Here is a 12,333-nt window from a genome sequence, read left to right on the forward strand (position 1 = left end):
TGAAGAGGAAATAAGTGTAAAGTCAGCTGTCAACAAAGGTTGTTTTTCATTGATGGGTTTACTGAATACAGCGAGAATGGATACGATCACTTACATAAACCAATTTGTTCATATAAGCGGAGGAATCCTGATGTCCATTAACCAATTAGATATAAATTCTTTGGACATGATATTAGAAACCATGGTGAAAACTGTAGGTGACAGCAAATCTGAGATCTTCGAAATTGAAGAACAGTGCCGCCGTGACTTTGAAGAGTCTTCTAAAGAGCTAGAAGAAATCAGGGTGCGGGTTTCGACAGTCATTGACGAAAGTGATTCTCTGGACACAAAAGCCCGTTATGCCAGAAAACGGCTTTCAGAGGTTAGCATGTTCTTTAATAACTTTTCAGAAGAACAGGTTCGCGATGCCTACGAAAAGGCGCATAAGCTGCAGATTGATCTGCAAATGAACCGTCAGCTCGAAAAACAGCTTCGTGTACGGCGCGATGATCTTGAAAGAAGATTAAAAGGCTTGCAGCAAACGATCGACAGAGCTGATCATCTTGTTTCGCAAATATCCGTTGTCCTTAATTATCTGACGAGTGACCTTAAACAGGTTGGCGAGGCTCTTAAGGATGCACGGCGGAAGCAGGACTTTGGACTGAAGATTATTGAAGCCCAGGAAGAGGAACGAAAGAAGCTTTCCCGCGAAATCCATGATGGCCCTGCCCAAATGATGGCGAACGTGATGATGCGTTCTGACTTGATCGAGAGGGTCTACCGCGACCGCGGTGCCGGTGAAGCCATGACAGAAATAAAGAGCTTGAAGGTCATGGTCCGCAATGCGCTTTATGAAGTCCGCAGAATCATTTATGATTTGCGCCCGATGGCACTGGATGATCTTGGTCTGATTCCTACCCTAAGAAAATATCTGCAGACAACCGAAGACTATAATGAAAATGTTACATTAAGCTTCATAAATCTCGGGGAAGAAAAGCGGCTGCCTCCGAAGATGGAAGTTGCGTTATTCAGGCTTGTGCAGGAATCCATCCAAAATGCCATCAAGCATGCCAGTCCGAAAAACATTTCGGTCAAGCTGTCGATGACACGCGAAATGGTCATGGTCATGGTGAAGGATGACGGCAGCGGATTTGACGCCTCACAGCAAAAAGAAGGCTCGTTCGGCCTGATGGGAATGAGAGAGCGTGTGGATCTTCTTGAAGGAGAAATCACGATCAATTCCCAGCCTGACATAGGCACGCTTGTCATGATCCAGGTACCTTTAAAAGTATAAGCAAAGCATAACTTAAAAAAACAGAAAAACGTAGAATTAGGGGGGCGAAGCCCATGACAACAAATATAATCATTATTGATGACCATCAGCTTTTTCGTGAAGGTGTAAAAAGAATATTAGACTTCGAAGATTCTTTCGACGTTGTGGCAGAAGGCGACGATGGCAGCGATGCAATCAGCCTTGTTGAAGAACACAATCCAGATGTTGTATTGATGGACATCAACATGCCGACAGTAAACGGAATCGAAGCTACAAAGATGCTGATCTCCCAATATCCGGAGACAAAAGTAATCATCCTGTCCATCCATGACGATGAAAACTATGTGCAGCATGCTTTAAAAACAGGCGCACAGGGATATCTTTTAAAGGAAATGGATGCAGATGCATTGGTAGAGGCAGTCAAGGTTGTAGCAGACGGAGGTTCTTACCTTCATCCGAAGGTCACTCATAACCTGGTGAGAGAGTACCGCAGACTTGCTACAGAGCCGAACTCTGACAGCGGCAAGTCATCTTTTGGCCCTGAAATCCGAAGGCCGCTGCACCTGCTTACACGACGCGAATGCGAAGTGCTTCAGCTATTGGCTGACGGAAAAAGCAACCGCGGCATAGGCGAAACCCTATACATAAGCGAAAAAACCGTCAAAAACCATGTGTCCAACATTCTGCAGAAAATGAATGTAAACGACCGCACACAAGCCGTAGTCCTTGCGATTAAAAACGGCTGGGTGGAAGTGAAATAATATATTATGTTAGAAGAAGTCTGGCTCCCTATGGGGCTGGGCTTTTTTTATGGTTTTTTTGGTTTGCTGTATCTTTAAGGTTTGGCTCGAATCAAGGGGGATTTCGCTCTAATGGAGGGTGAATTGGCTCGAATGGGACTCGATTTGGCTCGAATCAGGGCCTAATTGAATCAATTATCCATTTGACTGGAAATTATATACTGTTTTTAAACAGTTCTTCAGAATAAAGCTGCTTTTTTAAAGAGTGATATGTTCTTAGAGTGACTTTTTAAGAAAACGTCATTCATTTAATGAAAAGCGTAACTTAAGCAGGGTAATACGGCTGCCAAGTCAGCAAAAATTCAAAAACCACCCAGGGATAACTATATAATGCATGATGGATGGTTTTCAGATAGAATGGTGTATATATATTTATAGAAGCTCATTATTTTTTATAAGGGATGGTTTTATTCTATGAAAACGGCAGTTGTAACGGATAGCACTGCATATATACCGAAAGATGTGCGTGATGAGCTTGACATACATATGGTTCCGCTTCAAGTTGTTTTCGGGAACGAGGTTTACCTGGAAGAGGTGGATTTGACATCGGAGCAATTTTACGAAGAAGTTAAAAAGGCAGACAAGCTTCCGACCACTTCGCAGCCTCCGACCGGAAAGTTTGTGGAGAAATTCGAGGAGCTAGCGAAGGACTATGACAATGTAATCAGCATTCATCTGTCGAGCGGCATCAGCGGTACCTATCAGGGAGCCATTGCGGCAGGGGACATGGTCGATAATCTTGATGTGTATGCGTTTGATACGGAAATCAGCTGCATGGTGCAGGGCTTTTATGCTATTGAGGCAGCCCGCATGGCGAAGGACGGCAAAAGCCCGCAGGAAATCCTGAAGCGGCTTGAAGAGATGAAAGCATCGGCACGTGCGTACTTTATGGCTGACGATCTCCGCCATCTGCAGCGGGGAGGAAGGCTGAACAGTGCACAGGCATTAATCGGAAGTTTGCTTCAGGTTAAACCTTTGCTTCACTTTGTAAATAAGGTGATTGTGCCTTTTGAAAAAATCAGGACCCGAAAAAGAGCACTAAAGCGCATTTCGGACCTGCTGGCCGAAGACGCAAAGGATGGCGGGCAATACAAAGCAGTCATCATTCATGCTATGTGTGAAGAAGAAGCGAAGCAATGGCGTGATGAGCTTCAGGCAGAGATCCCGAATGCTGAATTCGGCATTTCCTATTTCGGACCGGTCATCGGGACCCACATCGGAGAAGGCGCGATGGGGATGGGCTGGTACAAAGTATAATGTTTTGGTGCAAGCAGTCCTTTTAGGACTGTTTGTTTTTATTAGGCAGGAATTTCAATAGAAGACACCGAATGGATTTCCTGGAGGTGTTACATGAAAAGAGATTTTCCTTTTTTAAAAGAACTGCAGAAGCATTTATATGGCCGCTCGCTTCTTGCTGAAGAAATTCCCTTCCCGCTTGAAACGATTGGGTATCATCAGGAACAGGGTTATGTTTCGGGTATTCCAGGTGTTGAAAGGGAAAAGGGCCGGTTTGTTTGCAGGAGGTGCGGGTGCCGCGAGCAGAGGCTGTTTTATTCCTTTCCCTGCAAACGCTGCGGAAAGATATGCAGCTATTGCCGTTCCTGCATCATGATGGGACGGGTGAGCGAATGCTCGCTTTTGTACAGCTGGGCTGGCGACCATTACAGTTTCTCTGTACCGGAACATCCTATGCTATGGGATGGCACGCTTTCCCAAGGACAAAAAACAGCATCCCAAGCAGTTGCCGAAGCGGTAACCAGAAATGAAGAGGTTCTGGTTTGGGCAGTCTGCGGTGCAGGGAAAACTGAGGTATTGTTTCAGGGGATAGAAACAGCCCTGAAATCAGAAAAGCGTGTTTGCATTGCCACTCCGAGAACAGATGTCGTTTTAGAGCTCGCTCCCCGGCTGAAGCAGGCCTTTCCAGGTATTGATGTGGCTGCCCTATACGGAGGCAGCGAAGACCGGCATATGCTTGCCCCTCTAACAGTCTCGACCACCCATCAGCTATTCCGCTTTCAGCAGGCCTTCGATACGATCATCATTGATGAAGTCGATGCCTTTCCTTACTCGATGGATCCCTCTCTTCAGTATGCTGCCGACAAATCAAAAAAAACTCAATCCTCAACCATTTACCTCACCGCCACTCCTTCAAAAAAGATGCAAAGTTCAGCCAGGTCAGGCAAGCTCGCACATGTCACCATTCCGGCGCGCTATCACCGAAAACCGATTCCTGTTCCGGAGATGAAGTGGTGCGGCAATTACCCTAAACAATTTTTAAAAAAAGTAATTCCGGCCGCTATCAAGGAATGGGTAAAAAAACGCCTTGAGGCAGAAACACCGATTCTGCTGTTTTTCCCGAGCATTGTCATGATGGAAAGTGTTCTTCCACTTTTTCAGCATCTTCATGAAGGGCTAATTTCCGTTCACTCTCAGGATCCAGAGAGAAAGGAAAAGGTATCCGCTCTTCGCAAAGGTGAAGTCCCTGGGCTTTTAACAACGACCATCCTCGAGCGCGGTGTTACGATTCCAAGGCTGGATGTGGCGGTAATTGGAGCAGAGCATGAGGTGTTTTCAGAAAGTGCGCTTGTCCAGATTTCCGGCCGGGTCGGCAGGAGCTCCCAGCATTACAGCGGCAATGTTACTTTTTTTCATTATGGTAAAACAAACAGTATGGTTTCAGCAGTCCATCACATTTCACACATGAACTCTGAGGCGAGGAAAAGAGGACTGCTTGATGAGTAATTGCCTGCTGTGTGACACTGAAATGAAGCAGCCTATAACATGGAATAGTCTATTTTTGAACAAAGAAGAAAGTGTCTGTACAACTTGCAGGGATCAGCTGCAATTCCTTAGTGGTGAAACATGCTCTATGTGTGGCAGGGTGCTGGAAGATGATTTCAGGGAGGGAGATGTATGCAGTGACTGCATCAGGTGGGAGCAGGACCCGGAATGGAATGGTATCCTGAAGAGAAATGTGTCTCTGTTTCACTATAATGAGTTTTTAAAGGAAACAATCGCGAAGTATAAATATCGGGGCGATTATGCGATTGCTTCTGCGTTTTCTTCTTATATAAAGGCTGCTTTGCCGAAATTGGAGTATGATCTGCTTGTTCCTGTCCCGTTAAGCAGGGAACGATTGTTTGAGCGTGGGTTCAATCAGGCAGAAGCCCTCGCGGAATGTGCGGGTTTCAGCTGCAATGATATTCTGGCAAGAGTGCACAGTGAAAAGCAGTCAAAAAAATCGCGAAAAGAACGGATGATTATTAAGAAAATTTTTCAGGTAAAAAGTCCTGATTTTGTGATTGAAAAAAATATATTGCTGCTGGATGACATATATACAACCGGCTCGACAATTAGGAATGCAGCAAAAGAATTGATGTTAGCGGGGGCAAGTTCGGTTCAGTCATTCACGCTTGCCAGATAATTTTAAAAAACTTCTTCACTTTTCCCTAAAACTGTTCGATATAAAAATCAGAGAATGGTACATGAAAAGGGGAATAGAGATGGAATTAAGCAATTGCCCAAACTGTGATTCACTGTTTGTGAAAAGCAATTTTCGTGAAGTTTGCGATAGCTGCTATAAAGAAGAAGAAGCAAAGTTTGATAAAGTATATCAATTTATCCGGAAAAGAGATAACAGAACCGCCACCATGGCGCAGGTAGTGAAAGCTACTGAAGTGGAAGAGACGCTGATCATCCGGTTTATAAAAAGCGGGAGACTCCGGGTTGCCCAGTTTCCGAATCTTGGCATTCCCTGTGAAAGATGCGGCAAATCAATCCGTGAAGGCAAGCTTTGCGGGGACTGCACAAAGTCCCTTCGTTCTGATATTTATAACCTTGAAAAAGAAGAAAACCGCCAGCGCGAAATACAAGATCGTTCAAAAAAAGCCACGTATTATACCAAGTGAATTCATGGAGCTTGCAGATATTTCTATATCGATCTGCAGGCTTTTTTCGTGAAACTCAAGTAAAATAGAAGGATGAAGAGATATTATGACAAAGGTCCCTGTGTTGTAGGATAAAAGACCTTATTTCGACAACAGGGTAAAAATTTTGTCAATAATAAATTTATAAAATGTGATAAAAAAATTTTAATGGTGTCCGATAATACTTTTAGGGAGAAAATATAAATCGGCTGAAAGAGAGGGTTACGTAATGAAAATTAATCATACTTTTGGTGCTTCAGGGGTAAACCCTTACAATCGCCAAGCAAACAAAATCGACCAAACAAAACAGGCAGTGAAGGCGTCTGATAAAGTAGAAATTTCATCAACGGCTAAAGAACTGCAGCAGACTTCACAAATTCCTGCCCAAAGACAGGCAAAGGTAGAGGAATTGAAGCTTCAGGTGCAAAATGGTACCTACAAATTAAATGCACAAGAAACCGCTAAAAGCATCCTAAATCACTTTAAAAAATAAAGAGGCGGGAAAACCGTCCGTTTACCAGACCAAAAATTAACACATCAGCAGGGGAGGGAAAACAATGTCCGCCGCAAATATCATCACAGCGCTCCAAAAATTAATCAAGCTTCATATAAGCCTGAATAACCTGGCGCAAAGAAAAACAAACATCATCAAAGAAGGCGACATGGACGCCCTCAGCCAGCTGCTGATGGATGAACAAAAGCATATAAAAGCGATCGAGCTTACCGAGAATGAAAGAGAAAGAGCGGTTCAAAGCTATTTGCTGAAACAAGGGCAATTACAGAACACAGCGACCATTACAGATGTGATAGAAACTTCTTCAGATAAAGAAAAAGCACAGCTGGAAGCATTAAAAGCACAGTTGCTTGAGGAAGCGCACATGCTAAAGGAGAATAACTATCTGAATCAGCAGCTCATCTATCAATCTCTGCAGTTCGTCAATTTAACATTAGATATGCTGAGGCCGAGTAATCAGAATTTCAATTATGAAAAGCCGGTCCAGCAAAAATATAGTCAGGCATCAACTGGGATGTTTGATTCAAAAGCATAAGAAGAAGACATGTGCCTGTTTGCTTCCTGGCTTAATAGGCACCGCGTTACATACAGTTAGGAGGACAAACACTCATGGTTTCTACATTTATGGGACTTGAAACAGCACGCAGAGGCATGACAGCCCAGCAAAGCGCGCTTTATACACTAGGCCACAACATCTCCAATGCGAATACCCCCGGATATACAAGACAGCGGGTGAACTTCACACAAACCACTTCTTTTCCTTCTGTAGGGATGAACGCCCCGCAAATACCAGGCCAAATGGGAACCGGTGTACAGGCAGGCGCCGTGCAGCGGATTCGTGACAGCTTCCTGGATACCCAGTACCGAGGCGAAAGCAATAAAGTCGGTTATTATGGAACGCTAAGCGATTCTCTTTCTAAAATGGAAGGCATTATGAATGAACCTTCTGACAGCGGGCTGCAAAGCACAATGGAGAAGTTCTGGAATTCACTCCAGACACTATCGAGCAATCCGGAAAACTCCGGTGCACGTGACGTTGTGGCAGCAAACGGCCAGATGGTCGCTGATACCATTAATTATTACTACAACTCGCTCTCAAGCATCCAGACTGATATCGGGAACCAAATTGATGTAAAAACAAGCAGCGTTAATTCGATTATTGATAACATAGACCAGCTCAACCACCAAATCGCATCTGTCGAGCCGAACGGCTATCTGCCTAATGATCTCTATGATCAGCGGGATGCGTTAGTGGACCAGCTATCTTCTATGATCAATATCAAGGTTTCATCTGTTAAGCCAGCTAATTACGGAAACGCAAAGCCTATCGCAGAAGGCTTGTATAACATAGAACTGATAAATAAAGAAGGAAAGCCATATAGTCCAGCCATCGAACTGATTCCTGTTACTTCTGAAGATGGAATGAAGGCAGTAAATAAGCTGACTGTTAATTATGAAAAATCTTCAGATCCTAAGGGTGCTGTTACAGGTGTGACAATTGGAGCCCAAACAGTAACAGACATGAACTTTTCCGGTGAGCTTGCCGGGGCTATTGAAAGCTATGGCTATACTAGCAGCACGGGCGAAGCAAAGGGAACATACCCTGATATGCTGAATCAATTGAATAAAATGACAGAGGCTTTTGCGAATGAATTTAACAAGATTCATAGTGAAGGATACGCTCTTGGTGCTTCGACGAAGTCAGGGATGAATTTCTTCAGCTTTACTGCGGGAGATGCAGCGAAGTCTATCACTGTTTCTAAGACAATTTTAGATAATCCCGTCAATATCGCAGCAGGAAAAAACAGCGGAGCTTCCGGAGATAACGGAAATGCCCAAGTTCTTGCTGATTTAAAAAAGGTAAATTTCAGTGATTATGCTTTTTATAAAGATCCTGCCAATAAATTGCCGGATGGCTTAACAGGAAGCTTTGATTCTTTCTACGCCGGGCTTATCGGCAAGCTTGGGGTAAACTCCCAGAGTGCTCAAAAAAACTCCTCAAACTCACAGGTGCTTGCTGACTCTGTAGATAAAAACAGGCAGTCTGTAAGCTCTGTATCGCTTGATGAAGAAATGACAGATATGATCAAGTTCCAGCAGGCATACAATGCTTCTGCAAGAAACATTACAATCGTCGATGAAATGCTCGATAAAATAATCAACGGCATGGGAACAGGCGGAAGATAAAGGAGTGAACTAAGATGCGTGTAACACAATCAATGCTTACAAGTAATATGCTGCGGAACTTAAGCAGCAGCTATGACCGGATGGGGAAACTGCAGGAGCAGATTTCCACTCAAAAAAAATTCTCCAAGCCTTCTGATAATCCTGTTGCCGTCATGATGGGCATGAACTATCGCAAAGGCTTAAACCAGGTACAGCAGTTTTCACAAAACATCGGTGAAGTGAAAAACTGGGTAGACAGTACAGACGGCGCTCTAGATCAGGCGACATCTGTTCTTCAGCGGATTCGGGAGCTGACTGTACAGGCAAGTAATGGCACCCTTGAAGGTGACCAAAGAAAAAGCATTAATGAAGAAGTAAAACAGTTAAAAGAGCAGCTTGTAAATATTGGGGATACCCAGATTGGCGATAAATATATTTTTAACGGCCAGCAAACGAATGTCCGTCCCTCTGATACCGGTAATTACGGCAGCGGAAGTATTGAGCTTGAGGTGTTTTCAGGCATTAAGCTGCAGGTAAATACTGATGGATCTGCACTTTTTGGAGATTTGAAAGATCCTAATGGCAGCATTAATAAGTTAATTGCCGGTTTAGAAAATAATGATCCAAACATCAGCAATATGCTTAAGGGCATTGATGATAAAATTAATCAGGTGCTTTCTGTCCGTGCACAGGTTGGTGCAAGGCAAAATAGGGTGGAGCTGATGGAAGACCGTCTCAGCCAGCAGGAGACCTTCGCTACACAGGTTCTTTCGAAGAATGAAGACATCGATATTGAAAAAGCCATTATGGACCTAACCACTCAGGAAAGCGTCCAAAAGGCAGCCCTCAGTGTTGGTGCCAGAATCATTCAGCCGTCACTAATGGATTTTCTAAGGTAAAAGCTATCTTTCATGAGATAGCTTTTTTTATAAGGGAGGAAAGACGATGCAGCTGCCTCAGATCAGATTGCAGTCACAATTTGTACAATTAGGATTAAACATACAGCAGCCAAAGCAGGAAATAGAACAGCCTCAGGCCATACAATCCATAGAGCAGCCTCAGGCTATTGTGACAATGGAGACTACACCAGGGCAATTGACCATTGATCAGACAAAAGCAAGAGAAGATCTGGATTTAAAAAATCTATCAAAAAGAGTGGAAGAGTTTGCACAAAATGGCTACCAGGACTGGCTGAGCGGATTAGCGAGGCGTGCAGAGCAGGGGCGTGAATTAGCCTCCATTGAAAATGGAGGAAATCCAATTGCTTCTCAGGCTAGGCAAAATAGCGAAAGGCCAGAAAAGCAATTTAACATCGGCTGGATTCCTTCTTATGGGAGTGTTAGATTAAACTACGAGCCTGGGAGAGTTAATATTCAAGTAGAACAGCAAAGACCTGTCATAAGTGCAGAAACTAGAAAACCAATCCACACGTACACACCAGGAAAAGTAACCCCGGAAATTTTGCAGAATAACAGCCTTGATATAGATTTTATAAATATATTTCCAAAGAAAAGTGAGTGAAGGGTGAAAAAATGAACATTACAACAAAGTATCACGGAGAGCAAGAAATTAAACAAGACGATATTTTAACCTTTGAATCAGGGATACCAGGATTTATCGAGGAAAAGGGTTTTTGTGTGCTGCCATTGGAAGACAGTCCATTTTATGTGCTTCAATCAATCAACTCTGCAAATACGGCATTTATTATGGCTGATCCTTTCACTTTTTTTAAAGAGTATGAATTCGATTTAGCAGATGAAGTAATGGAGAACCTGAAAATCCAGTCAAATGAACATGTTGCAGTTTTTGTCATTCTTACTATTAAAGAGCCTTTTAATAAAACAACTGCAAATCTGCAGGCTCCAATTATCATCAATACAAAAAGTCAGCTGGGCAAACAATATATTATCAATCGGGGTGCCTATACAACCAGACATAAAATTATCTGTTCCTCAGAACGAATCAATGAGGTGGGCTTATAATGCTAGTTTTAACGAGAAAAACGGGCGAATCAATCATGATAGGCGATGATATTGAAATTACAATAGTCGCTGTTGAAGGAGAACAGATTAAACTTGGCATCCAAGCACCAAAAGATATTGACATCCACAGGAAAGAAATTTATTTATCCATCCAGCAGGAAAACAGCGCTGCCATGAATGCGAAGTCTAATCTATTAAGCAGCCTAAATGATTACTTTAAGAAAAAAAACAAATAAACTCTTTTATTTGCTAAATAATTATTAATTACAGACGATATTATCTATGTAAGGGTGAGCAGTGAAGAGGCGGCCGACTTAATCACTGTTCCCCTAAAATTAAACCACATGGATGTGGGCTAAAACTCAAGGAGGAAATACAAATGCAAATCAATCACAATCTTGCAGCGTTAAATACTTTCAATAAATTAAACTCTGCAACAAATGCTCAATCTAAATCAATGGAGAAACTATCTTCAGGTCTTCGTATCAACCGTGCTGGTGATGACGCAGCTGGACTAGCGATCTCTGAAAAAATGCGTGGACAAATCCGCGGACTTGACCAAGCTTCTCGTAACGCTCAAGACGGAATCTCTTTGATCCAAACTGCTGAAGGCGCTTTGAATGAAACACATGACATCCTACAACGTATGCGTGAACTAGCTGTACAAGCAGGTAACGATACTAATACAGGTTCAGACCGTGGAGAAATCCAAAAAGAGATCAACTCTTTAACTTCTGAAATCAACCGTATTGGTAACACTACTGAGTTCAATACTCAAAAATTACTTAACGGAGATCATGATGGTGCTGCAGTACCGGCTAAAGATGCTGTTGCTGGTGTATACACGATCAAAACTGGAGATCTTGCTACAGTATCAGGTGGAGTTACCATCACATTAGATGGTCAAGCTCTTTCAGGTATTTCTACATCTGGTTCTGGTAGTGTAGATGCAAATACAATCAAGGCTGCAATCTCTGGTAACAGTGGATTATCAGCAAAATACACAGTTAGTGTTACTGGTTCAGGTGCAAATGCAACTGTTACATTAACTCAAAAATCAGGTCAAGAATCTTCATCAGCTCCAACTGTTTCTGGATCAAGCCTATCTGTTTCTACAACAACTGCTGGTGCTGCAGCTGTTTCAGGTGTTGCTGCAACTCCGGCTAAGAGCTTAAAATTCCAAATTGGAGCTAACGAAAATCAAAGCTTAACTCTTGATATTTCCGATATGAGGGCGAAGGCTTTGGGTATCTCCACTTCAGGATCAGCTGATGCTACATTAGCTGTTACAAACGGTACAAACAACACAACAACTGAGCAAGCTCTTAATGTAAGCTCACATTCTAGTGCTGCTTCTGCAGTAACTACAATTCAAGCTGCTATTGATAAAGTATCAGCTGAACGTTCTAAACTTGGAGCTAACCAAAACCGTTTAGAGCACACAATCAACAACCTTGGAACATCTTCTGAAAACTTGACTGCTGCTGAATCTCGTATTCGTGACGTAGACATGGCGAAAGAAATGATGAACCAAACTAAGAACTCTATTCTTTCCCAGGCTGCACAAGCAATGCTTGCACAAGCTAACCAACAGCCACAAGGCGTACTTCAATTGTTACGTTAATAGCCTTTTATTAGACTGTAGACAATCTCGAAAAGACGAGGTTGTCTACAGTCTTTTTTTGTTTAAAAA

At 42.9% G+C, this 12,333-nt stretch carries 14 protein-coding genes; all 14 read left to right on the forward strand.

Going from position 1 to position 12,333, the window contains the following annotated elements; all coding sequences use genetic code 11:
* Positions 1-130 precede the first annotated feature (130 nt).
* Positions 131-1,273 (forward strand): sensor histidine kinase, encoded by a 1,143-nt coding sequence (locus BM126_RS06120; protein WP_090988687.1) that lies wholly within the window; start codon positions 131-133, stop codon positions 1,271-1,273.
* A 53-nt stretch (positions 1,274-1,326) separates the two neighbouring features.
* The gene (locus tag BM126_RS06125; RefSeq protein WP_090988688.1) at positions 1,327-2,013 is read left to right on the forward strand and encodes a response regulator; all 687 of its coding nucleotides are present in this window, start codon (positions 1,327-1,329) and stop codon (positions 2,011-2,013) included.
* 453 nt (positions 2,014-2,466) lie between these two features.
* Complete coding sequence (locus tag BM126_RS06130) at positions 2,467-3,309, forward strand: DegV family protein (protein ID WP_090988689.1); 843 nt, start codon at positions 2,467-2,469, stop codon at positions 3,307-3,309.
* 93 nt (positions 3,310-3,402) lie between these two features.
* Complete coding sequence (locus BM126_RS06135) at positions 3,403-4,794, forward strand: ATP-dependent helicase ComFA (RefSeq protein ID WP_090988690.1); 1,392 nt, start codon at positions 3,403-3,405, stop codon at positions 4,792-4,794.
* Positions 4,787-5,476, forward strand: a complete 690-nt coding sequence (locus tag BM126_RS06140) for a ComF family protein (protein WP_256212993.1) — start codon at positions 4,787-4,789, stop codon at positions 5,474-5,476. Before BM126_RS06135 ends, BM126_RS06140 begins: the two co-directional genes overlap by 8 nt.
* Positions 5,477-5,555: 79 nt before the next feature.
* Complete coding sequence (locus tag BM126_RS06145) at positions 5,556-5,960, forward strand: TIGR03826 family flagellar region protein (protein WP_090988966.1); 405 nt, start codon at positions 5,556-5,558, stop codon at positions 5,958-5,960.
* A gap of 247 nt (positions 5,961-6,207) precedes the next feature.
* Positions 6,208-6,471 (forward strand): flagellar biosynthesis anti-sigma factor FlgM, encoded by a 264-nt coding sequence (flgM, locus tag BM126_RS06150; protein ID WP_090988692.1) that lies wholly within the window; start codon positions 6,208-6,210, stop codon positions 6,469-6,471.
* 64 nt (positions 6,472-6,535) lie between these two features.
* Complete coding sequence (locus tag BM126_RS06155; RefSeq protein WP_090988693.1) at positions 6,536-7,027, forward strand: flagellar protein FlgN; 492 nt, start codon at positions 6,536-6,538, stop codon at positions 7,025-7,027.
* 74 nt (positions 7,028-7,101) lie between these two features.
* Positions 7,102-8,679, forward strand: coding sequence for a flagellar hook-associated protein FlgK (flgK, locus tag BM126_RS06160; RefSeq protein WP_090988694.1), 1,578 nt, complete (start codon positions 7,102-7,104; stop codon positions 8,677-8,679).
* A 14-nt stretch (positions 8,680-8,693) separates the two neighbouring features.
* Entirely contained in the window at positions 8,694-9,557 is an 864-nt protein-coding gene (gene flgL, locus BM126_RS06165; RefSeq protein WP_090988695.1) for a flagellar hook-associated protein FlgL, read from the forward strand.
* A gap of 46 nt (positions 9,558-9,603) precedes the next feature.
* Positions 9,604-10,179 carry a DUF6470 family protein gene (locus BM126_RS06170; protein WP_090988696.1) on the forward strand — a complete coding sequence of 192 codons (576 nt, stop codon included), beginning with the start codon at positions 9,604-9,606 and terminating at the stop codon, positions 10,177-10,179.
* An 11-nt stretch (positions 10,180-10,190) separates the two neighbouring features.
* A complete protein-coding gene (gene fliW, locus BM126_RS06175; RefSeq protein ID WP_090988697.1) occupies positions 10,191-10,640 on the forward strand; it encodes a flagellar assembly protein FliW in 450 nt (149 codons plus the stop codon).
* On the forward strand, positions 10,640-10,876 hold the full coding sequence (csrA, locus tag BM126_RS06180; protein WP_090988698.1) for a carbon storage regulator CsrA: 237 nt from the start codon (positions 10,640-10,642) through the stop codon (positions 10,874-10,876). The genes fliW and csrA overlap by 1 nt, the downstream gene beginning before the upstream one ends.
* 143 nt (positions 10,877-11,019) lie before the next feature.
* Positions 11,020-12,264, forward strand: coding sequence for a flagellin N-terminal helical domain-containing protein (locus BM126_RS06185; RefSeq protein WP_090988699.1), 1,245 nt, complete (start codon positions 11,020-11,022; stop codon positions 12,262-12,264).
* The last annotated feature ends 69 nt before the right edge of the window (positions 12,265-12,333 follow it).

It is taken from the genome of Bacillus sp. OV322, from assembly GCF_900112495.1.
In the GTDB taxonomy this organism is placed as follows: domain Bacteria; phylum Bacillota; class Bacilli; order Bacillales; family DSM-1321; genus Peribacillus.

What these genes read in the sequence shown, in the direction of transcription:
- BM126_RS06120 (WP_090988687.1), top strand. Translation starts at nt 131, where the DNA reads ATGTCCATTAACCAATTAGATATAAATTCTTTGGACATGATATTAGAA.
- BM126_RS06125 (WP_090988688.1), top strand. Translation starts at nt 1,327, where the DNA reads ATGACAACAAATATAATCATTATTGATGACCATCAGCTTTTTCGTGAA.
- BM126_RS06130 (WP_090988689.1), top strand. Translation starts at nt 2,467, where the DNA reads ATGAAAACGGCAGTTGTAACGGATAGCACTGCATATATACCGAAAGAT.
- BM126_RS06135 (WP_090988690.1), top strand. Translation starts at nt 3,403, where the DNA reads ATGAAAAGAGATTTTCCTTTTTTAAAAGAACTGCAGAAGCATTTATAT.
- BM126_RS06140 (WP_256212993.1), top strand. Translation starts at nt 4,787, where the DNA reads ATGAGTAATTGCCTGCTGTGTGACACTGAAATGAAGCAGCCTATAACA.
- BM126_RS06145 (WP_090988966.1), top strand. Translation starts at nt 5,556, where the DNA reads ATGGAATTAAGCAATTGCCCAAACTGTGATTCACTGTTTGTGAAAAGC.
- flgM (WP_090988692.1), top strand. Translation starts at nt 6,208, where the DNA reads ATGAAAATTAATCATACTTTTGGTGCTTCAGGGGTAAACCCTTACAAT.
- BM126_RS06155 (WP_090988693.1), top strand. Translation starts at nt 6,536, where the DNA reads ATGTCCGCCGCAAATATCATCACAGCGCTCCAAAAATTAATCAAGCTT.
- flgK (WP_090988694.1), top strand. Translation starts at nt 7,102, where the DNA reads ATGGTTTCTACATTTATGGGACTTGAAACAGCACGCAGAGGCATGACA.
- flgL (WP_090988695.1), top strand. Translation starts at nt 8,694, where the DNA reads ATGCGTGTAACACAATCAATGCTTACAAGTAATATGCTGCGGAACTTA.
- BM126_RS06170 (WP_090988696.1), top strand. Translation starts at nt 9,604, where the DNA reads ATGCAGCTGCCTCAGATCAGATTGCAGTCACAATTTGTACAATTAGGA.
- fliW (WP_090988697.1), top strand. Translation starts at nt 10,191, where the DNA reads ATGAACATTACAACAAAGTATCACGGAGAGCAAGAAATTAAACAAGAC.
- csrA (WP_090988698.1), top strand. Translation starts at nt 10,640, where the DNA reads ATGCTAGTTTTAACGAGAAAAACGGGCGAATCAATCATGATAGGCGAT.
- BM126_RS06185 (WP_090988699.1), top strand. Translation starts at nt 11,020, where the DNA reads ATGCAAATCAATCACAATCTTGCAGCGTTAAATACTTTCAATAAATTA.